Annotated in this window: 11 protein-coding genes and 1 pseudogene; 6 read left to right on the forward strand and 6 right to left on the reverse strand. The window is 66.7% G+C overall.

Annotated elements, in window-relative coordinates; translation table 11 throughout:
* The first annotated feature begins 117 nt into the window (after positions 1-117).
* Positions 118-1,662, forward strand: coding sequence for a carboxylesterase/lipase family protein (locus BM436_RS11070; RefSeq protein ID WP_093555578.1), 1,545 nt, complete (start codon positions 118-120; stop codon positions 1,660-1,662).
* Between the two features lie 15 nt (positions 1,663-1,677).
* On the opposite strand, the gene BM436_RS11075 is transcribed toward BM436_RS11070, so the two are convergent.
* The gene (locus BM436_RS11075) at positions 1,678-3,471 is read right to left on the reverse strand and encodes a tetratricopeptide repeat protein (protein ID WP_229489962.1); all 1,794 of its coding nucleotides are present in this window, start codon (positions 3,469-3,471) and stop codon (positions 1,678-1,680) included.
* Positions 3,472-3,571: 100 nt separating this feature from the next.
* On the reverse strand, positions 3,572-4,207 hold the full coding sequence (locus tag BM436_RS11080; RefSeq protein WP_177307118.1) for a PEP-CTERM sorting domain-containing protein: 636 nt from the start codon (positions 4,205-4,207) through the stop codon (positions 3,572-3,574).
* Positions 4,208-4,473: 266 nt separating this feature from the next.
* On the opposite strand from BM436_RS11080, the pseudogene BM436_RS11085 reads away from it, so the two are divergent.
* A pseudogene (locus BM436_RS11085) lies at positions 4,474-5,328 on the forward strand (class I SAM-dependent methyltransferase).
* A 15-nt stretch (positions 5,329-5,343) separates the two neighbouring features.
* Here BM436_RS11085 and BM436_RS11090 read toward each other — a convergent pair.
* Entirely contained in the window at positions 5,344-5,787 is a 444-nt protein-coding gene (locus BM436_RS11090) for a nuclear transport factor 2 family protein (RefSeq protein ID WP_093555580.1), read from the reverse strand.
* A 245-nt stretch (positions 5,788-6,032) separates the two neighbouring features.
* Between BM436_RS11090 and BM436_RS11095 the strand changes: the two genes are divergently transcribed.
* The 3 genes from BM436_RS11095 (at position 6,033) to BM436_RS11105 (ending at position 11,340) form a co-directional block, all read left to right on the forward strand.
* On the forward strand, positions 6,033-7,892 hold the full coding sequence (locus tag BM436_RS11095) for an ABC transporter ATP-binding protein/permease (protein WP_093555581.1): 1,860 nt from the start codon (positions 6,033-6,035) through the stop codon (positions 7,890-7,892).
* Positions 7,893-8,118: 226 nt separating this feature from the next.
* Positions 8,119-10,296, forward strand: coding sequence for a TonB-dependent receptor plug domain-containing protein (locus BM436_RS11100; RefSeq protein WP_177307120.1), 2,178 nt, complete (start codon positions 8,119-8,121; stop codon positions 10,294-10,296).
* A gap of 108 nt (positions 10,297-10,404) precedes the next feature.
* Positions 10,405-11,340, forward strand: a complete 936-nt coding sequence (locus tag BM436_RS11105; protein ID WP_177307122.1) for an alpha/beta hydrolase family protein — start codon at positions 10,405-10,407, stop codon at positions 11,338-11,340.
* A gap of 191 nt (positions 11,341-11,531) precedes the next feature.
* Here BM436_RS11105 and BM436_RS11110 read toward each other — a convergent pair whose 3' ends face one another.
* Positions 11,532-17,492 carry an AAA family ATPase gene (locus BM436_RS11110; RefSeq protein WP_177307124.1) on the reverse strand — a complete coding sequence of 1,987 codons (5,961 nt, stop codon included), beginning with the start codon at positions 17,490-17,492 and terminating at the stop codon, positions 11,532-11,534.
* Positions 17,493-17,583: 91 nt separating this feature from the next.
* Positions 17,584-19,797: a TonB-dependent receptor gene (locus tag BM436_RS11115; protein WP_218164837.1), complete on the reverse strand. Its 2,214-nt coding sequence runs from the start codon at positions 19,795-19,797 to the stop codon at positions 17,584-17,586.
* A 53-nt stretch (positions 19,798-19,850) separates the two neighbouring features.
* Between BM436_RS11115 and BM436_RS36125 the strand changes: the two genes are divergently transcribed.
* Complete coding sequence (locus BM436_RS36125) at positions 19,851-20,087, forward strand: hypothetical protein (RefSeq protein ID WP_143133070.1); 237 nt, start codon at positions 19,851-19,853, stop codon at positions 20,085-20,087.
* Between the two features lie 64 nt (positions 20,088-20,151).
* Here the strand turns inward: BM436_RS36125 and BM436_RS11120 are convergent, their stop codons facing one another.
* On the reverse strand, positions 20,152-22,353 hold the full coding sequence (locus tag BM436_RS11120; protein WP_229489980.1) for a glycoside hydrolase family 3 C-terminal domain-containing protein: 2,202 nt from the start codon (positions 22,351-22,353) through the stop codon (positions 20,152-20,154).
* Positions 22,354-22,355 lie beyond the last annotated feature (2 nt).

The following is a 22,355-nucleotide window of genomic DNA, read 5'->3' on the forward strand; positions in this document are numbered from 1 at the left end:
CGCTGGCCGCCGATCGGCTGGATGCCCGCTCCTTAAATTGGTAGCGCTATCGTTTTCATTTCGTTAATATGTTAAGCACACATTAACAATGAAGGAGGAGACCACGTGCGGAAATGTATGAAGCGTTTGCGGACCATCGGCCTGGCCGCCTTTTGCCTGGCGGGCTTGTCGGCCCACACCGGCCACGCGGCGCAATCGACAGCCCCGGTGAACGTCACGGGCGGGCGGATCGCCGGCGCGCACGCCGGGGATCTGAAGACCTATTTCGGCGTTCCCTTCGCGGCGCCGCCCGTCGGCAAGCTGCGTTGGCGGGCTCCGCAGGCCGTCGCGCCCTGGAAGGGCGTGCGGGACGCGCGCGGCTTCTCGGCGGCGTGCGCCCAGACGGCGGTGTGGATTTCCAGTCCCAAGAGCGAAGACTGCCTCTACCTCAACATCTGGGCTCCTGAAAAAGCCGGGAATCTTCCCGTCATCGTCTGGATACACGGGGGCGGCTACTACGGCGGCACGGCCTCGCAAGCGGCGTTCGACGGCGGCAACCTGGCCAGGCGCGGCGCCATCGTCGTCACGGTCAATTATCGCCTCGGCATATTCGGCTTCTTCGCCCACCCGGAATTGACGGCGGAGTCGCCCCACAAGGCCTCCGGCAACCAGGGCATCGAAGACCAGATCGCCGCGCTGCGCTGGGTGAAGAACAACATCGCGGCCTTTGGCGGCGATCCCGGGCGCGTCACCGTCATGGGCGAGTCGGCGGGCGCCGAATCGGTCACGATCCTGGTCGCGTCGCCGCGGGCGAAGGGGCTGTTCCAGCGCGCCATCGCGCAGAGCGGCAACTACGCCATGCCGCTCGACCCGGGCGAGGACGGCCAGTTCGACCGGCGCGCCGCCGAGGCGCAGGGACTGGCGTTCGCCCAGGCCGCGGGGGCGAAAAACCTGGCCGATCTGCGCGCCATGAGCGTCGAGGCCCTGCAGAAGCCGGCGTGGGCGCCGCATCCCATCGTCGACGGCCACGTCCTGCGCGAAGACCTCACCACCACCTATCGCCAGCGCCGCCAGAACGACGTGCCCCTGCTCGCCGGATGGAACGCGGAGGAGGGCAAGGACCTGGCCCCGGAAATCCTGGGCACCGGCGCGTTCAAGGCCGCCAACCACCGGGAACTGGTGGCCAAGCTGCTGGGCCACGCGCCTTCCGGCGCGCTGCTGGCGGCCTATCCCGGCGCCACCGATGCCCAGGCTGCGGCCTCCATCAATCAACTCACCAACGACTGGTGGGGCTGGCGCATGTGGTACTGGGCGGACCTGCAGGCGAAACACGGCCGGGCCAAGCCCTACCTGTATTACTTCGCCCACCGGCCGGCTGCGCCCGCTGCGCCGTGCGGCTACGGCTGCGGCGCGGGGCATGGCGCCGAGATCCAATACGTGTTCGACCAGCTGGACCAGGACAAGCGCGCCTGGACCCCGGCGGACCGGCAACTGGCGGCCAGGCTGGCCGACACCTGGGTCAATTTCGCGCGCAGCGGGAATCCCAACGGAAAAGGGCTGCCGGATTGGCCCGCCTTCGACGGGTCGGACGCGTCCGTGGTGCGCATCGGCGGCGAGGCCGATCTCAAGCTGCAGGGCAGGCTGCCGGACTTCGCCCTGTTCCCGCGGCCGGTCCCGAAATAGGCGCGCGACGTCGCGCTACAGCAGCGTCAGCGCCGGCCCGCCCGCTTTTCCCAGCCAGGTCGTCGCGAAGCGTTTGCGCGTGGCGGCGAGGGCCGCGTCGTCGCCGCGCCGGCGATAGACCTCCATCAAGCCGCTCAGCGCCCAGCCGTTGCTGGGCGTGCGCGCCAGCGAGGCGCGGAAGGTGTTCTCCGCCTCGTCCAGCCGTCCCGTGCGCAGCAGCGCCGCGCCCAGCGACTGCCGCACCGGGTAGTACCAGTACGGCGGTTCGGTGTAGGGCAGCTGGTCCTGGATCGCCACCGCCTCCTGGTAGGAGCGGATCGCCGCCGGGAGGTCGCCCTGGGCGTCGGCCAGCCGGCCGGCGGCCACCGCGCGCGCCGTGCGGACGATCTCGGGCGCCGGCACGCCCCAGTCGGTGATGGGCTTGAAGTCGGCCGTGCGGGCGATCGCGTCGATGGCGTCGATCTCCCGGCGGCTCTCGGCGGCGTTGCCCTTGCGCGCCTGGGCGACGGCGCGCGCGTAGTGCCACATCGCCTTCACCAGCACGAAATCGGTGCCCGGATCGGGCAGCGCCAGCAGCGTTTCGGGACTGCTGAACTGCACGTGGGAGAAGTACGGCGCCGCCTTCACCGGCTGCATCATGGCGAACTGCCTGAGCTGGACCGGGGCGATGGCCTTGTCCAGCTTGGCGGCCGCGTCCAGGGCGGTGGCGCCGTCGCCGCCCATCAGCGCCGAGACCATCACGAAGTGGAGATTGTGCGGGTAGTAGGCGCCCTTGTAGACCGGGTCGCTGGCCGAGCGGCCGAAGTATTTCTCGTCCACGGCGACGGCGTCGAGATTGCTTTGCAGCGCGTCCTTGTACAGGCCCAGCCGGTAGTAGATGTGCGAGGGCATGTGCACGATGTGGCCGGCGCCGGGAATCTGCCGCGCCAGCCGGCGCGCGTACGGCAATGCCTTGCCCGGCTCGGTGGACGCCTCCATCGCGTGGATGTAGTAGTGGATGGCGCCCGGGTGGGTGGGGTGGCGTTCCAGCACGCGCTCGAGCGCGTCCACCATTTCCGTCGTGCGGCCCCTGGGCTTGGCGCCGCCCGCCTCCCAATAGTTCCAGGGCGACAGGTCCATCAGCGCCTCGGCGAACAGGACCTGGATCGTGTCGTCGTTGGGGAAGGCGCGCGCGGCCTCCGTCATCGCGGCCGCGTAGGCCTGGTCGAGGGGGGCGCGGTCGGCCGGGGCGGTGGCCTCGTAGCGCTGCGCCACGGCCCGGATCAGGGCCTGCTCGGGGCCGGTGGCGCGCGCGGACAGGTCGAGGGCGCGCGCCGCCGCGGCGGCGGCGGCCGGGTAGGCCTCGGGGAACATGGGGGCGTTGATGTTGGGGCCGAGCACCAGCGCCTCGCCCCAGTGGCACATGGCGCAGTCGGGATCGTGCCGCTGCGCGGCGCGGAAGGCGCGCGCCGCCTCCGCGTGGTTGAAGCCGTAGGTCAGGCGCATGCCCTGGTTGAAATAGGCTTGCGCCTGGGCGCTGGCGGTCGTGATGGGCACGGCCAGTTTGCCGAGGTCCTTGTACAGCGGGGGCGTGCCCTCGGCGGGCCTGGCGGCCGGCTGTCGCCCGGGCTGGAAGGGGGCGGTTTCGGCCTGGGCCAGTATCATGCGCTCCAGCAGGACGGGGCGGCCGTCCTGCGCGGGGGCGCAGACGGCGCCATTGTCGAACAACAGCTTGGCGAGGCCGGGACGTTCCGCTTGGCCGGCCGGCAGGAATGCCAGCGCCGCCAAGGCGGTCGTTGCCGCGGCCGCCGCGATGGGGGTGATTTTCATGGATGGCTCCAGGTCGATGCATCAGGCTGATAACCCGTGTTGGACCAAATCCGGAAGGCGCGAGTTCCTTGGAGCTTCAACCGGTGAAAAGCACGGACGGCTAGGCGGCCGCCTTCCGGCGGGCCGCCAGCATGCCGGCGGCGCCGAGCATCAGCAACGCAAGCGAGCCTGGCTCGGGAACCTGTTCCGGCTCGGGGGAGTAGAGCGGAATGATGTCATTGATTTCCGGGACATCGCCTGCTTCCAGATACGCGAGCAGCCCCTGCAAGATCACACCCTCGGTCACCTGGCCGCTGACAATGGTTCGGCTGCCGGGCTCGCCGTACATCCATGCCGGTTCTGCCTGGGGCGACTGGCTATTGCTGCCGAATACGCGGTAGGTTCCTGCGGTGGAGGTCGAGCCGAAGCTAAGGGCCAGTTTGTACAGGATGGTGTCCTGGTTGTTGAAGACGGAAAAATTGGTCGGGCCCGCGCCTGAAAAATGCGTGGAAGCCGCGCTGATATTGCTCATGCTGCCCGAAGGGAAAAATTCGGCTGCGTGCATGGCGCTTCCGCCGCTAACGGCAAGGTCAAAATACGCGACCGCCTTGTTGGCGGTATTTTGCACGAAGTAGCCGTTCAGCTGTCCGCCATCGGAAAACGTGACGCCTGAAAAATCGTATTGAATGAAACCCGCCTGCGCACTGAGCGAAAACATGGCTGAGAGCAGCCCGGCCGCCAATTTGGTTTTCCACATGGTCATTCCTCTTAAATTTTTGTAAATTGATGAATAAGCAATATGTATGCCCGGAAATTAACTTGTTTTATATCAAGGACTTGGTAGCGCTAGCGTTTCCATTTCCTAAATGCATGTAAAGCGCACCGACAGTGGATGGCGTCATGGAAGGAACATCGCGAGATTGGGCGAACCGCCGCCGCGCCGCGCTGTCAGACCGGTTACTGAAGTCGGGACCCGCGCAAATCCCTGCGTCGGCCAGCCCCAATCAACCCGGGAGAACCGCCATGAGCCTATCCACAACCATCCCTTCCACCCAACAAGCGCGTGACCCGGGAGGACCCGATCTCGCCGCGGTCAAACAACGCCAGCAGGCCACGTGGGCGAGCGGCGACTTCGCCGTCATCGGTGTCACGCTCCAGATCGTGGGCGAGACGCTGGCCGAGGCCGCCGATATCCGCGCCGGCGAGCAGGTCATCGACATCGCGGCGGGCAACGGCAACGCCACGCTCGCCGCGGCGCACCGGTTCGCGAAAGTCACCTCCACCGACTACGTGCCGGCGCTGCTGGAAAAGGGGCGCATGCGCGCGGCGGCGTAGGGGCTGCCGGTGGCGTTCCGCGAAGCCGACGCGGAGGCGCTGCCTTTCGCCGATGGCGGTTTCGACGCGGCGCTGTCGACGTTTGGCGTCATGTTCACGCCCGACCATGTCCGCGCGGCAGGCGAAATGCTGCGCGTGGTCCGGCCCGGCGGCCGCATCGGCCTGGCGAACTGGACGCCGGAAGGCTTCATCGGGCAGTTGTTCAAGACGATAGGGCAGCACCTGCCCCCGCCGGCGGGTTTGAAATCGCCCGGCATGTGGGGGAACGAGGAATACTTGAACGGATTGTTCGGCGCGCAGGCGGCCCATATCCACGCGGAGCGGAAAATCTTCAACTTCCGGTACGCCTCCGCCGCGCACTGGCTGCAGGTGTTCCGTGATTTCTACGGCCCCGTGCACAAGGCCTTCGCCGCGCTCGACGCCGGCGCCGGCCAGGCGCTCGAACACGACATCATGGCGTTGCTCGAACGCTTCAACACGGCGGGCCAGGCGTCGCTGGTGGTGCCGGCGGAATACCTGGAGGTGGTGATACGCAAGCGCTGAACCGATGTCGCCACCCTAGTGATGCAACTGCGCGGCAACGGAGGCCTGGCCGGTTTGCTCCGGCCGGAAGGCTTTTTCGGCCGCCGCCGTGTCGTAGTGGATGTCGAGCCGGGCCACCTTGTTGTCGCGCAGGGTGAACACGTGCACCCAGGCGCTGTCGTAGCTGCGGCCGGTGGGCTTGGCCAGCCAGCTTGCCTGGCCCGTCACCACCACCTTGTCATCCACCGCCAGGAACTCTGCCGGCTCGAAGCGGTTGGCGTGCGCGGCGGCGTCAAGCTTGGTGAAAAACCGCGCGATCTCCGCCTTGCCGTGATAGGCGCCGGCGAAGGGCAGGAACTCCGATTCCGGGCCGATCCACTCGGCGTCGTCGTGATAGAGCTCCAGCAATTTGCCGATCTCGCCGCGCTGGAATAGCCGATATCCCTCGATTACAAGTTGCTTGTTCTCTTGCGTGCTCATGATATCCCCCTGTTATATCGGCGGTCCGATGGCAGTCGCGGGTAGTCATGCCGGGGAGGGCCGGTGTATGAAGCCTAGTGCCGCCGGCAGGGTTGTCAAGCTCCGCCGGACCCGGCAAACCTTGCGCCTTTTTTTCAGCGGCTGTCGACGCTATGTCGGTTTCCGCACAGAACGGTTTCGTTCCCCGGCCGTATGCTCAGGGTGCATGAGTTCGAACCTTGATCCACTACCGCGGTTGACAGAAAATGAGCACGCCCACCTCCACTCCCCCTGACGCCGCGAACAACGAGGTCCCGCCGGGACACCGAAAACGACGCCGGCCCGCTCCCCTGTCGCTCGCCGCGTGGAGGCAATTCGTCAACGTGGCGAAGCCTTACTGGCTGGGGGAGGAAAAGAAAAAGGCCTGGATCCTGCTGCTGGTCTTGATCGTGTTGATGCTGGTCGAGACCAAGTTCGCGGTCATGCTGAACAACCAGGCCGGCGAGATGACCTCGGCGCTGGCCGCCAAGAACGGCGACCGCTTCTGGACCTCGGTGCGGGCCTGCCTGTTCGTGCTGGCGTTCGCGGTGCCGATCTACGCCTTCTACTACTATATGCGCGACCTCTTCGCCAACCAGTGGCGGCGCTGGCTGACCAGCCGTTTCCTCGACGGCTATCTGAAAGGGCGCAAATACTACGAGCTGGGCTCGGACAGCGAGATCGACAACCCCGATCAGCGCATCAGCGAAGACATCAACACCTTCACCGGCAGGTCCATCCACTTCCTGCTGATCTTCCTGGGCTCGATCATGCAGCTGGTGGCGTTCAGCACCGTGCTGTGGTCGATTTCGCACCTGCTGGTCGGCGTGCTGGCGGTGTACGCGTTGATGGGCACGGCCGTCGCCCTCTACGTGTTCGGCAACCCGCTGATCCAGCTGAATTTCTGGCAGCTGCGGCGCGAGGCGGATTTCCGCTTCAGCCTGATGCGCCTGCGCGAGAAGGCCGAATCCATCGCCTTCTATCGCGGCGAGGCGCAGGAGCGCGCGCATATCGACGGCAAGTTCGACAAGGTGATCCATAATTTCGCGAAGCTGATCAAGAAGCAGCGCTCCCTCAACCTGTTCCAGCGCACCTTCAGTCAACTCACCCTGGTGCTGCCGGGCGTGATCCTGGCCGAACGCGTCTTGTCGGGCGAGCTGGAAGTGGGGCGGGCGATACAGGCGGCCGGCGCGTTCACCGCCGTGCTCGCCGCCGTGGCGGTCATCGTCGACAACTTCGAAAGCCTGAGCCGCTTCGTCGCGGGGATAGGCCGCCTGCAGACCTTGTCGAACCTGGTGCTGCCCGGCGCCGAGCCCAAGGCCGGCGCCGACGACAAGCACCCGCGCATCCAGCTGCGTCCAGGCGCGCACCTCGCGCTGGAAGCCCTCACGCTGCATCCGCCGCAGTCCGAACGGGTGCTCATCAAGGAGCTGAGCCTGGTCTTGAAGCCGGGCGACGCGCTGCTCATCACCGGCGACAGCGGCTGCGGTAAAAGCTCGCTGCTGCGCGCGATCGCCGGTCTATGGCACACGGGCAGCGGCGTGATCCAGCATCCGCCGCTGGAGGACTTCTTCTTTCTGCCCCAGCAGCCCTATCTGCAGTCCGGCACGCTGCGCAGCCAGCTCATCTATCCGAGCGCGGAGTCCAGCCTGAGCGACGAGCGGCTGTTGGACATCCTGGCGCAGGTCCACCTGCCGAGCCTGGCCGAGCGCGTGGGCGGCCTGGACGCCGTGCACGACTGGGAAAAGCTGTTGTCGGTGGGCGAGCAGCAGCGCCTGGCCTTCGCCCGCGTGCTGGTGCACGAGCCGCGCATCGTCATCCTGGACGAGGCGACCAGTGCGCTGGACAGTGGCAACGAGGCCTCCCTATACGAGCGCCTGCGCGGCGGCGGCGCCACGCTGATCAGCATCGCCCACCGCCCCGCGGTGCTGCGCCACCATACCCATGTGCTGCAATTGATGGGCGAGGGCGCGTGGGCGGTGCACGAGGCGGGCGCCTACCGGTTTGACGCGCCGGTGGACACGTCGCGCGGTGGCGGTGCCAATGCACAGCCGGCGCAGGCGCTTAGGGTGGCGGCCGCGGGGTAGGTGGTGCGCGTTGGCGCATGCGTGCTCATCGCAAAAACGGACCATCGGGGCGGGCCGGGCGGGCGCCGGTTTTCCCTATGAAAAAGGACGGAAATACGCCGCGCGAGCCAGGGCGCTTCTCGCAGTTCGTCGCAAAATACGCCCTCGGGAATGAGCAACTACGCACAATTGCGTCGTTATCGATAACTTCCCCGAACAAATGAAACTGCCTCTCTCACGCGTCGCGATGGCCATCACCATTCTGTGCTCGCATGCCGCCGTCATGGCGCGGCAGGCCGAAGGTAAACTGGCGCCGCCCCCCGCTTCCACGGAACCCGCGCCAGGGGTCGCGGCCCCCAAGGCGGGCGAGCTCGTCAAGGTCGAAGTCAAAGGGGCGCTGGAGTCCTACGACCCGCGTCGCGAGGACACCGCCAGCAAGACCGTGCTGACGCATGAGGAAATCATCAAGTACGGCGACACCAATGTCTTCGATGTGCTCAAGCGGGCGCCGGGCGTCACCGTCATCGGCAACAGCATCCGCCTGCGGGGACTGGGCAATGGCTACACCCAGGTGCTGGTCAACGGCGAGCGTCCCCCGCCGGGCTTTTCCATGGAAGCGTTGACGCCCGATCAGATCGACAGGATAGAAGTGATCCGCGCGGCCACGGCCGAGCATTCAACGCAGGCGATCGCCGGCACCATCAACATTGTCCTCAGCAAGGTGGTGTCCAGGACGCAGCGCGATTTGCGGCTGAACGCGAGCCGTAGTGGAGAGCAGCACAAGCTGATGGCGCTGGGCACCCTGGCCGACCGTTCGGGCAAGCTGTCGTATTACCTGAACGCGATGATGTCGCAGAATGTGGACGGGACGCCAGGTTCCACGGTCCAGCTTCTGGCCGCGCCGGACGGGCAGGTGCTGCAATCGCGTGAAAAACGCAGCACGAGGGACATGCGCACCACCAGCGGCGGACTGCTGCCCCGCCTGAACTGGAAGCTGGATAACGATGGGCAACTGAACTGGAATACCTATCTTCAGGGACAACGTTCGAGAGGCGGGTTTTCCAACCTGACGACCAGCTCGGTCGGCGCATTCGCGCCGCCCGATTATCGGGATAGCCGGAGCACGTCCAATGTCGATGACCACTTCGCCGGGACCGACCTGAACTGGGTCGCCAAGTTATGGGGCGGCAAACTCGACGCCAAGCTTGGCGTGTCGAAAGGCCGCGCCAGCATCGAGAATCGCGCGCTGTCGAGTACCGCCGACCGCGTCACCATGCTTCGGCGGGACACCGATACCACCAATGACTTCGGCAACGTCAACACCAGTGGAAAGTACGCGCGCTCCCTGTTCGACGGACATGCGCTTGCTGTCGGATGGGAAGCCAATTTTCACAAGGTGGACGAGAACATCGACCGTACCGAAGGCTTGGCCGGCGTCGCGCCGAAGACCATCCACGAGGTGTTCACACCGCGTGTCAAGCGCCGGTCGGTGTTCGCGCAAGACGAATGGAACATCACCACGAACTGGTCGATGTACTTGGGCGCACGCTGGGAAGGCATACGCACGGCGAGCGAAGGCAGCGGCCAGGCGGGCACGACCTCGCGCAGCGGCGTGCTCAGCCCTATCGCCCAGACCCTGTACAAGTTCCCCGGCGGTAGCGGGCGGCAGTTGCGGATGGCGTTGACGCGCACCTACAAGGCGCCCAACACCTATCAGCTCAGCGCACGCCGGTACGAGGCCGATCAGAATGATCGTTTCAACCCCGATACCAGCGGCAACCCGCGGCTGCGGCCCGAGCTGGCCAACGGACTCGACGTGACATACGAGCATTTCTGGGCGCCGGGCGCGGTACTCTCGGTGGGAGGCTCGGCCCGTCAGATCAAGGACTACATCCGCGGCAGACTGGCCCAGGATGCGCAGGGCCGATGGCTGGTTCAACCGCTCAACAACGGCACGGCGCAAGTGCGCACGCTGGACGTGGAACTCAAATTCCCGCTCAAGGCCGTCATGACGGACGCGCCCCCGTTTGACATCCGGGCCAGCGTGAACCGCAACTGGTCCAGGGTCGAGTCCGTACCTGGCCCGGACAATCGCCTCGACCAGCAAGTACCGCTGAGCGCGGTGTTCGGCGTCGACTACAAGGTGGACACGTTCAGCGCGGGCGCCAACCTCGCCGTCCGCGCGGGCGGGCCGGTGCGGGTTTCCGAAGAACAGCGCAGCCGGATGCAGGCGCGCCGTGAACTCGAGCTCTACTTGCTATACAAGATCGGGACTGGGCTGCAGCTGCGTTCCGGCGTGAGCAACGCCCTGGGCGAGGACACGCTTGGCGACACGAGTTACGAGGATGGGCGCGGAACGAGCCGCAGTTGGAGCCGCGGCCCTGGTTCGGCGAAATTGCAGGTGAATCTGGAAATGAAGCTCTGACCAACGACAGCGCCGGTCCGCCCGGTCCAGTCGAGGGGCGCGCGGTCGGCCGGGGCGGTGGCCGCATAGTCGAGAAAGATTGAAAACCGACCAGCTGTTCCGTTAATCTTGAGCCTCATCAAGAAGGAAGTGAGCTTCGACAACCCGTCCGCCGCCATCAAACTCGCAGCCACGTTAAGCCTACCTGAAGGCAAGGGGCCGTTTCCCGCGGTCGTGCTGATTTCCGGCACGGGCCGCAATACACGTGACGAAGAGGTCGACGGCCATCAATGTTTTCTCGTCATCGCCGACGCCTTGAATCGCCGGGGGATCGCGGTGCTGCGCTACGACAAGCGGGGCGTGGGCGGCTCCAGTGGCGGCTATCTCGGGGCCACGACAGCGGATTTCGCGTCCGACGCCAATGCGGCAGTCAACTTCCTCAAGACCGACGCCCGCATTGATGCACGCCGTATCGGCGTGGTGGGCCATTCCGAAGGGGGGATCATCGCGCCGGCCGTGGCAGCGGAGAACAAACATGTCGCCTTCTTTGTCATGATCGCCAGCCCGGGTATCCGGGGCGACAAGCTGTTCGTACTGCAATCGGCGATGACGGCGCAGGTGTATGGCGTGCCGGCCGATATCATCGCCAGGCGCAAGCTCTTCGATCAGCGGCTATACGACGCGATCATCTCCGCGCCGACCGGCGAAGCGGCTCGCGAGCAGGCGGAAGCGCTGGTGGCGCGGGGTGTCGCCGACAAGGTTATCGATGCGAACGATGCCGAGACGCTGCCAATGAGTTTGACGAGCGCGTGGCAGCGCCACTTCCTCGCTTATGATCCAGCGATTGCGTTGCGCAAGTTGAACGTGCCGGTACTGGCGCTGAACGGTTCGCTGGACGTGCAAGTGCCGGCGACGGAAAACCTGGCGGCCATACGCACCGCGCTTCGGGACAACAAGGATGCGACCGTGCTCGACGACGAGACCATGGCGCCAGGCGCGCTCAAGATCATCACGGATTGGGTGGCGGCGCACTGCATGCGAATACCCCGGAATCAAGCGGATTAAAAGCGCAGAGTCGCCGGCGCCGGTGGCGATCACCTGCGCGAAGTCGGCTATCGTCGGCACCGTCGCGGTGCTGCAGAGACCGCTGTTCCGCCAGGGCCGGAGCGCGCTTGCGCTGGCCCTGGTGGTGTCGATGGCGTTGCCGGCCGTCCGGTAACGATTTCCCGGCCGCGAATCCGGGATTGGCCAGTCAATCAAACCGTTCCGTCCCGCCCCATGCACTGCTTCACCAGCTCCAGAATGGCCTTGGAGCGGAATCCCTTGGCCAACGCGGTCAGCTGGTCGGCGAGCGGCCGGTAGCGTGGGTCGAGCTCGGACAGGTAGTGTGCCCGCTGCAATATGTTGCGCATATTGCCCTGCATGGCCAACTGGTGCAGGACGGCCATTTCCTCCGGCGGCGGCACCACCAGCGGTACGCCCGGCTCCGGCGGCGCGGGCGGCGTTTCCGGCGCGGCGATGATCCATTCGAGCTTGAGCAGGGCGCCGACCTGCTCCAGCAAGCGATCCAGGTTGACCGGTTTCGGCAGGAAGGCGTTCGCCCCCGCCGCCAGGCTGCTGGCCGCGTGGTTGTCGCCCGCGCTGGCGGAAACCGAGATGACCGGGACCGTGTTGAAGTCCGGCGACTGGCGCAGCCGGCGCATCGCTTCCAGGCCATCCATTTTTGGCATCACCAAGTCCATCAGGATCAGGTCCGGCCGCGAGGCCTGCGCTTGCGCCAGCCCCTCGGCGCCGTCCTCCGCCTCGCACATCGTGAAGCCCAGCGGACTCAGCATATCGTTCAGCACCATCCGGTTCTCGCGCACGTCGTCGACCACCAGGATGGTTTTGCGCGCGCCATGATAGCCGCCGACGATGCCGTGCGCGCTGGGCGAGGCCGCGGCTTGCGCCAACCGCACGTCCAGCTCGAACCAGAAAGTGCTGCCTTCGCCCGGGCGGCTCTCGACCAGGATATCGCTGCCCATCAGGCGCAGGAACTGGCGGCTGATCGCCAGTCCCAGCCCGGTCCCGCCGAGCCGCTGCCGCTGGTCGCCGACCTGCTCGAAGGGTTCGAAGATCACTTCCCGTTCCTGTTCGCCGATGCCGACGCCGGTGTCGCACACCTCGAAGCGCAAGCGCGTAGCGGAGAGGCGACGCACCCGCAGCGTCACCCGCCCGCGATCGGTGAATTTGATGGCGTTCGACAGCAGGTTGAGCAGCACCTGGCGCAGCCGTTTCTCGTCGGCCTGTATCGCCGCGGGCAAATCGGTGGCGATCTCGGTGACATATTCCAGGCCCTTCTGGGCCGCCTTGACCGCCACGATCTCGCTCACGATAGAGAGGAATCCGCTCAGCCGGACCGGGGTTTCGTACAGCTCCAGCTTGCTGGCCTCGATTTTCGCGAAGTCCAGGATATCGTTGATCAGGTTCAGCAGATGCTCGCCGCTGTGCCGGATCACGTTCAGCCCCGTTTGCTGGTGGTCGCCGAGCGCGCGGTCGCGTTGCAGGATCTGCGTATAGCCCAGGATGCCGTTCAAGGGCGTGCGCAATTCATGGCTCATGTTGGCCAGGAAGGCGCTCTTCGCGCGGTTCGCCGCGTCGGCGGCCTGGCGCGCGCTGCGTTCGAATTCGGCCTGTTTGCGTTCGGAGAGGTCGAGCACAAAGCCGACCGCGTGGTCTTGCGACCCTTCCAGCAGGGCGCCGCCGATCAGCACCGGCACGCGCCGTCCATCCTTGCGGACGAACTCCTTCTCGTAAGAAATCAGCTTGCCGGTCCGCAGGACTTCCTCCGTGGCCCGCGCATCGGCGGCGGCGTATTCCGGCGGATTGAAATCGTTCCAGCGCACCCCGCCGGACGCCAGCTCGTCGCGGCCATACGCGATCAGGTCCAGGAAGGCGTCGTTGGCGTCGCTGATATTGCCTTGCAGGTCCCAGAAGAAGATGCCGATGATGTTCGACTCCATCAGCCGGCGGATGCGCGCCTCCCGTTCGCGCAAGGTGGCCTCGACCCGCTTGCGCTCGGCGTTTTCCTGTTGCAGGCCGGCATACAGCAGCGCGTTTTCCAGCGAGATCGCCGCCTGCGAGGCCAGCAGTTCCAGCACCGTGATCCGCTCCGGCGTGAAGGCGTGGGTGGTCAAGGTGTTCTCCAGATACAGCACGCCGATCAGCCTGGCTTGCAGGACGATCGGAATGCACAAGACCGATTTTGGCCCGCCGCCGGCCAGGTAAGGGTCGGCCGAAAACGGGTTCGGCTTGGCGGAGTCGGACAGCAGCACCGGGGTCTGGCTGCGCCGCACATAGTTGAGGATGGTCTCGGGCACGGTCGATGCCGGCGGCGCCTGGCCCAGGTGCAGGCGCACTTCGGCCGACTGTTGCGTCAGGCCGGCTTGCGCGGCGAGCTCCAGCTCGCCGCCACGCAGCAGCAGCAGGGCGCCTGTCTGCGCGCCGGCGCTTTCCAGTACGATGCGCATCAGCGTGTCGATCAGCTCGTCGAGCACGATCGGCCCCGAGATCGCTTGCGAGGCCTTGGCCACCGACAGCGCGTCCAGCTGCGCCATGCCCGCGTCGACGGCCGCCGCCGGCGGCGCCAACCGCGCGGGCAACTGCGGGTAGCGCTGTTCGAGCTGCCTGGTTTTGCCCTCGGCCCCCCAGCGCGCAAAGCAATCGCGCGCCTCGCACAGGTGAGCGCGGGCCGCGGTCGCGGCGCCGCGCGCCAGGTAGAAGCGTGCCGCCGCTTCATGCGCCACGCCTTCGTATTGGACGAAGCCGTTGTCGCGTGCCGATTGGATGGCTTGCTGGTACAGGCCCATCGCATCGCTGTCGCGCCCGTCGAGACGCGCGACCTCGGCCGCGACCAGCGCGTGCTTGTCGGCAAAGGCCGGCCCGCAGTTCTCGGCCCATTCGCGCAACTGCTCCGCATGGGCGCTCAACTGTTCGCGCCAGCCATGGCGCTCGTCGGCCGATCCGGCCTCGCACATGGCCGCCAGGGTCAGTGCGGCGTAGTAGTGGTACTCCAGCACCAGGTGGGGCAGGTTGGACAAGGCCCATGACTGGGCGCGCAAGGACTGCATCGCCGCCGTCGCCTCGGCGAGGTCGCCCGACAGGTAGCGGGCCTGCATCTTGAACAGCAAGTGCCGGCCGATCGGCTGGGCGGTATGGTCCGCTTGCAACCGCGCCTCGAAGACGGCCTCGTCGAAGGCCCCGGTCCCGGTCCCGGCCCCGCTGTCGCTGAACGTGGAGAAGTGGGCGGTCCGGCCCTGCATGTTGGCGATGAAGCGCCGCTGGCTGGTGAGGACGTTCACGTCGTCCTGGTATTTCGCCTTGCACACAAAATCGAGGCCCTTTTCGGACTCCTGCCACACGGCATCGAGGGGAGCGCCCTGCAGCAGCCGCGCGCCGATCAGCAAGACCCAGTTGTTGCAGGCGGTGAGGACATCGCCCGTCTCGCGGGCCACGTGGAAGTTCAAGCGGAGAAAGTCGATGGCGTCCCCGACCGGTTGCGTCCACAGCGCGTTGACCGCGGCGACCAGGTACATCTCGGCCTTGTAGGTCGACCCCGCGTGGCGCTCGGCAAGCGCGCTGGCGAGTTTGCCGAAACGATAACCATCGGCATAGCGCCGGAACGTCGGGCCGAGCAAGAAGCCGAACAAGGCGTAGGCATACGGCGAGGCGTTGCCGATGCCGTGCAGCAGGCTCAAGTTCGTCATGCGGCAGAACGTCAGGCAAAACAAGGGGAAATCGGTGAAGGCCGCCGGCGCCGTCAGAAACGCCAGCATGTCCATGCTGGCTTGCCGCTCCGCATCTTGCATCGGCGGCGAGCCGGCGAGGTCTTCGATCTGCCGCGCGCCGAGGTTGCGCCACACCAGTTCGTATTCGGCCTCGACCTGTTGCCAGTCGGGATGGGCGGGCAGGTCGATGCCGCACAGGCGCAGACCGGCGAGCGCGCTGTCGACCGCCTGCGCGCATTCCGACCTGAAAACGTGCAGCCGGGACTTCTGGTTGTACACGGCGAGGCGCTCGGCTTTCGACCGCGCATGCAGCATCAGGCTGGCGATCAGTTGCTCGGCCATCAACAGCTCGCCGCTGAGGAATTCGCCATCCGCGCGCTCGAGCCACAGGTTGAACATCAGTTCATGCTGGCTGTCCCAGTCCCGCTCGCCGAACAGGGCCATGCCCGCCGCCAGGTAGACGCAGGCCGACGCATACGCCACCGAGGCCTTGGCCTTGCGCGCGGCGCGCAGGTTGAGCGTGGCCACCCGCACTTTCTCGTCCAGGTCGGTCAGCAGCGCGGCGCCCTGGTTGAACTGGTTTGCCAGATCGAACAACTGGGTGTCGATCTCGCCGGCGCCCAAGCCCGCCACCAGCGTGCGGCCGATGCGCAGATGCACTTCGGCATGCTGTTGGGCCGGGATCAGCGCATACGCCGCCTGCTGGATCCGGTCGTGCAGGAACTTGCCGCCGCCGCCGGACAGCAGGATCAAGTCCTCGTCGGCCGCGACCGCCAGGCGCCGCCGGGTTTCCTCGGCGTCCAGCCCGCCGACCAGCGCGAGCTGGTGCAGGTCGAACTTGTTGCCCAGGCTGGCGGCCAGCCGCAGCGTTTCCCGCACCGGCTCGGGCAGCCGGCGCAACTTGCCGGCCATGAGGTCGGCCACGTTGTCGGCCAGGTTCCTGCCGCGGATTTGCGCGACATCCCAGCGCCAAACCCGGCTTGCCGGATCGTGCCGCAGCACGCCGTCCTTGTGCAGCGCGCTGAGGAACTGGGTAAAGAAGAAAGGGTTGCCTTCGGTGCGTTCGAAAATCAGGCGCGTGAGCGGCAGGCAAGTGGCGGCCGGCGCGTGCAAGGTATCGGCCGCCAGCTGGTTCAGGTGCGCGACCGACAGCGGCGCCAGCTCGATGTCGAAGACGGGGGTGCCGTTGGCGCGCACCGCCTCGCGCGCCGCCATCAGCGGATGCGCGGCGCTGACCTCGTTGTCGCGGTAGGCGGCGATCAGCAGCAGCCTGCCGGCGTCCGGGTGCGGCAACAGATGCTCGAGGAATTGCAGGCTGGCCGCGTCGGCCCATTGCATGTCGTCGAGAAAGAGCGCCAGCGGGGTGCTGTGGGTCGTAAACACGGCCATGAAACGCTGGAACACTTGGCGGAAACGATGTTGCGCCTCGGCCGGGGGCAGCGCCGGCACCGGCGCCTGCGCGCCGATGATCAGCTCGACTTGCGGCAACACGTCGACGATCAACTGGCCGTGGGCGCCCACGGCGGACTGGATCCGCTGGCGCCAGTCGTCGATCCGCTCATCGCTCTCGGCCAGCAGTTGCTGGACCAGGTCGCGAAACGCCTGGGCCAGTGTGGCGTAGGGCACGTCGCGCATGAACTGGTCGAACTTGCCGGAGATGAAGTAGCCGCGCTCGCGCACGATAGGCTGGTGCAGTTCATGCACCAGCGAGGACTTGCCGATGCCCGAATAGCCCGATACCGTCACCAGCGTCGCTTCGCCGCTGGCCGCCATGCGGACGAAGGCGTCGAGCAAGGCGGCGCGCTCGCGCTCGCGTCCATACAATTTGTGCGGAATCTGGAAGCGCTCCGAGACGTCGTCGGCACCCGGCGGGAAAGGATCGACGCGGCCCTCGGCTTGCCATTGCGCCAGACAGCGCTGGAGATCGGCTTGCAGCCCGCGCGCGCTTTGGTAGCGGTCCTCCGGCAGCTTGGCGAGCAGCTTCATCACGATGGCCGAGACGGCCTCGGGGATGTCGGCCACCGCGCGGGGCGGTGGCGCGGTGCGCGCGATGTGGCAATGCGTCCACTCCAGCGGATCGCCGCCCTGGAACGGCAGTTGCCCGGTCAGCATGCGGTACAGCGTGACGCCCAGCGAATAGAAATCGCTGCGGTGGTCGACCGGACGATTCATGCGCCCGGTCTGCTCGGGCGACACATAGGCCCAGTCGCCGGGCGCGGCGGTGCCAGCGGCCGAGGCCGGGCCCAGGTCCATCAGCTGCAACACGCCATGCTTGCGGGCGATGACGAGATTGGCGGGCCGGATGTCACCGTGGATGAGCTGGGCGGCGTGCAGGTCGGCCAGGGCTTGGGCCAGCTGGCTGGCGATGCGCAGGCAATCGGGCAGGGCCATGCGAGCGCCGGGGTCCTGGACGGCATCCAGTGTCCGCAACTGGTGATCGGGAATGACCATGGTATCTCCTTGCCCTGGCTCACAATATCGCACAGTTGCTTCGAATTGCATACGCTTGCCGGAAGCGCAATTTTGTCAGTTTCTCCAATGGTCAAAATTCGATCGATGCCCCAATGCCAACCTGGAGGGGCGGGGTATACGTCACTTGCCGGGTCGATCCGAGGTTGGTCCCAGTAATCAGCATGCTCGTGATGGCGGTCGTATTGGTTGCGTTGCGGACATGGCCGTAAAGTTTCCAGCGCCCCGCCGCCGGCTGGATGGACGCGGCGAGATTGAGCAGGCCGTAGCTTTTCTGCATCGCGTCCGGCGTATTGAATTCAGTGAAGTAGAGTTTGCTGCGCCGCATATAATCGCCGCGCAGGGAGAGCTTGTGCCGGCCCACTTTGCGCGTGTATTCCGCGACCAGGCCCAGCTGCGCCTTGGATACCTGGGCGAGTTGCCTGCCACCGACATTGACCGCGCGGGTCGGATCGTTGCGCGTATCGGTATTGGTGAAATCGCGGTAGGTCGGCTTCATCAGCCCGAGCGTCGCACCGAGCAGCCACGCGGGCGCCGGCCGCAGCATGAGTTCGAACTCGGCGCCCTGGATACTGGCCTTGGAGGCATTGGCCAGGATGACGTTCGCGCTGCTGGCCTGGGCGACCTGCATGTCCTTGTAGGTGCTGCTGAACACGGCGGCGTTGAACGCGCCGCGCCGTTCCAGGAACCTGGTCTTCAGTCCGAATTCGAGCGCGCTCACCTTCTCGGGCTTGACCAGGCTGCCCTGCAACGCCCCCAGGTTGACCGCGCCGGATTTGAAACCGTTCGACAAGCGCGCGTAGCCGAGCGTGTCCGCCGCGAGCTTGTATTCGGCCCCGGCGCTGCCGGTCAGGCTGGTCCAGCCATCGCGCGGCGCGCCGGTGCGCGTTCCCGCCAGGCCGAAAGCGGGAATCGTGAGCGCCTGGTATTCGTCGGCGCGCTTGGTGTCCCGATTCAGCCGTACGCCGCCCAGCAAGGCCAGCGACGGCGTCAGCGCATAGCGCAAGTCCGTGTAGGCCGCGGCCGAGCGCGTGAGGATGGGGCCGCCCAGCTCGACGCGAAAGCCGCCCGGCAGCGCCGTGGTCAGGGACTGGCCGGGCACCAGGAAGCCGAGCGGCACCTGGGCCTGCAAGGAAACGTCCTGCCGCTGCCTGAAATCCTGCGCCGTCAGGCCGGCCAGCCATTGCAGCCTCGCTTCACCGCTGGAGGCGACGTGCAGGTCGATGCCGCGGTCGATGCTGGCGGTGGTGAAACTGACCATGGCGCTGGGCGCCGCGGTCTGGTCGCCGTCCCAGGCGTGGTGGACGCCGCTTTTACGCCACGCCGCGGTCAGGCTCAAGGTGGCGCCGTCGAGCGGGCGCTCGTAGATGGCCTGCAGCGAGCGCACATCGACCCGGTGGACGGCTCCCTGGCTCGCCTGGCGGCGCGGATCGGCCTCGGGATACAAGCCATACAGCAAGGACGAATTCATCAACGGGTCGATCAGCAGCGACAGGCTGCGCCCGTTGTCGTTCTGGTGGTAATAGCCGGCGATCAGGCGCAAGCTGCCGCTGTCGGCGAACCGGGTCGAGGTCTGCAGCCGTAGCGCCGTGGAATGCAGATCGTCGAGCCGGCCGGGCGGCGCGAAGACCGGCGCGCCGCTCACGATCGGGCCGGGCGGCATGCCCGCCAGCGGGTTCCTGGTGTAGCCGTCGAGGTCCTTGCGCTGGAACGACAGGCGGGCCGCGGTGGCGCCGCCGGCCAGCGGCCCGGAAATGAAGCCCTCGGTCTGCTTGCGGCCATAGGTGCCGGCCTCGACACCGAGGCGGGACTGGAAGGTGCTGGTCGGCCGTGCCGAAATCAGGTTCATCGCGCCGCCGGTGGCATTGCGCCCGTACAGCGCGCCTTGCGGGCCGCGCAGGATCTCGACGCGTTGCATGTCGAACAGGGCGACATTGGTGCTGGTCTGGTCGGACAGGTAGGCGCCGTCGGCATACAGCGCCACGCCGGGATCGCCCCCGGCCAGCAGGAACACGTCGCCGACGCCGCGGATGAAGATCTGCGTCGAGTTCTGGCCGGCGAACGAGGTGTTCGGCGCCAGGTTGAGCACGTCCGCGAGGCTGGTGGCGCCCTGGTCGGCGAGCCTGGCGCCGTCTAGCGCCGTGATCGCGGCTGGCGTGGTGTCGAGCGTCGTGCTGCGGCGTTCGGCGGTGATGGTGACGCGTTCGATCTGCCCGTCGGAGCCGGGCGGCTGTTCCGGCGTGGTTTGCGCGTGGGACTGCGCGGCGAGTAGCAGAGCGCCTGCCATGTACAGTCGGGGCCATGCAGCCATGATGGGCATCCTTGGAGTGTTGCAAACCAATGAACCAATCCGCCGGCCTGATTTCGCGCCAGCAACGTCGGTTATTTTACTGCGCCGCCGGCGGGCCAGAAAGCGAAAAGCCCACGAGTGTGCATCCGTGGGCTTTTTATTATCGTTCCTTGGCGGCCCGGGGCGGAATCGAACCACCGGTACAGATCGTGCCGACACTGGCAGTACACCGCCAATCGGTCGCCACCGCGCGGCAAGGCGCTTTGGATCTGGCCAGACCCGGCTGACCGATACCGCATTTGCGGTGGGCGATCCAGATGTGCCTATGCCATGGGGAATTTGCCGGACCGCTCAGCGTGTCCCGCCGCCGGCAGCCAGGACCGGCAGCGGGCGCTCAAGCTTGATGTCGGCCGACGACGCGCCAATCATCAGCCTGACCGGTACCGGCTCGACCTCGAAGGCTTTGCGCCGCACGTTCCAGTAAGCCAGCTGGCTGGCCTTGAGCGGAATACGCACGGTGCGCCGCTCGCCCGGCTTGAGCGTCACGCGCTCGAAACCCACCAGCGCGCGGCGCGGCCGCTCCACCTTCGACTTCGGATAGCCGACATACAGCTGCACGACGCTGTCGCCGGCCGTCTTGCCGGTGTTGGCCACGTCCACATCCACGCTGACCGCGCCGTCCGCCGCCAGGGCCGGGCCGCTGGTGCGCAGGGCGCTGTACTTGAAGGTGGTGTACGACAGGCCGTGCCCGAACGGATACAGTGGCTTGCCTTTGGCGTACAGATAGGTGCGGCCGTGGCGAATGTCGTAATCCATCATCGGCGGCAGCTGGCTTTCGGCCGCCGGCCACGTGCTCACCGTTTTCCCGCCCGGGTTGTAGTCGCCAAACAGCACTTGGGCCAGCGCCGTGCCTTGATCCTGCGAGGAATGCGCCATCTGCACGATGGCCGGAACGTGCCGCTGCGACCAGTTGATCGTGAACGGGAAGCTCGACACCAGCACCATGACGGTTTTGGGATTGGCGGCCAGCACGCGCTTGACCAGTTCCTCCTGCTTGAGCGCCAGCGTTTCGCGGTCGCGGCCTTCGCGCCCATCGCCCGGATCGGCGCAGGGTTTGGTGCCATTGTCGGTCCATTCCTTCGCCATGTTCGGGCCGCAGGTCGGATGGTTCCCGACCACCACCACCGCCACATCCGACGCCCGCGCCGCCTTCACGGCATCGTCGCCGTCGCGCGCGTGGTTGACCGTGACCCCGGGGCCCAGGGCCGCCTTGATGCCGGCCAGCGCCGTCACCGTGTGGGGCGCCATGCCGCCGTACCAGTCCCAGTGCACGCTGTCGGCATGCGGGCCGATCACGGCGATCGACTTGATGGCCGGCCTGGACAAGGGCAGGGCGTGTCCGGCGTTCTTCATCAGCACGATGGATTCGAGCGCCATCCTCAGCGACACCGCCTTGTGCCGTTCGCTCAGCCACGGTTCCGGCCCGTTCTTGATGGCGGCGTAAGGATTGCCCTCGGCCGGGTCGAGCAGGCCGAGACGCAGGGTCACCCGCAGCTTGAGCGCCACCGCGGCGTCCAGTTCCGCCTCGCTGACGCTGCCTTCCTTGAGCGCCGCGCGCAGTTCGTCCTTGAAGGTGTCGAGGTACTGGTTGAGGCCGGCCTTGAGGCCGGCCACCACGGCGGCCTTGTGGTCCGGGTAGCGCTTGTACAGCTTGGTCAGGTTGCCGATGGCGTAGCCATCGCTGGAGACCACCAGCGCGCCCCACTGGCCGATCACCAGGCTCTTGAGAATGGGGTGCACGCCCATCGGCGTACCGTTCCAGGCGTTGTAGGCGGCCATGACGCCGCGCGCGCCGCCTTCCTCGAAGCTCATCTTGAACGGCACCGCATAGTATTCCCAGAACAGCCGTTCGTCGAAATCGGACGACGAATTGCCGCGGCCATTCTCGTTGCTGTTGGCGAGGAAGTGCTTGAGCAGGGCGGCGGCGCGCCAGTACTTGGGGTGTTCGCCCTGCAGCCCCTTGACGAAGGCTGTGGACATGGTCCCGGCCAGGAACGGATCTTCGCTGTAGACCTCCTCGCCGCGGCCCCAGCGTGGATCGCGCGCCAAGTCCGCCTGCGGGCCCCATTGCAACAGCGATGGGCGCTTGTACCGGTCGCTGTGGGTGATATAGCGGCCTTCGTCGCCCTGCACCGCGGCGGCCTGCTGGACCAGCTTGGGGTTCCAGCTCGCGCCCATGCCGGGCGGCTGGGGAAACTGGGTGGTCGTAATGGCGTCGCGTTTGTGCTCGTCGCTGCCGCGCTGGACCAGTCCGTGTATGCCCTCGGAATCGCCGAAGCTGGGGATGCCGAGCCGCGCCACGCTGGTGTCGGTCGACAGCATGTCGATCTTTTCTCCCACCGTCATCAAGGACAGGATGTTGGCGATGCGCTGCCCGGCCGGCAGGGCCGGGTTCTGAAAGGGATGGCTGGCCGTCTGGCCCTGCGCCACCGCGCTGGCGCATGCCAGGCCGATCGCCGCGGCCATCCGCCGCACTCGCTGCTGTCGTGGCATGG

It is taken from the genome of Pseudoduganella namucuonensis (genome assembly GCF_900116645.1).
Lineage (GTDB): Bacteria > Pseudomonadota > Gammaproteobacteria > Burkholderiales > Burkholderiaceae_D > Rugamonas > Rugamonas namucuonensis.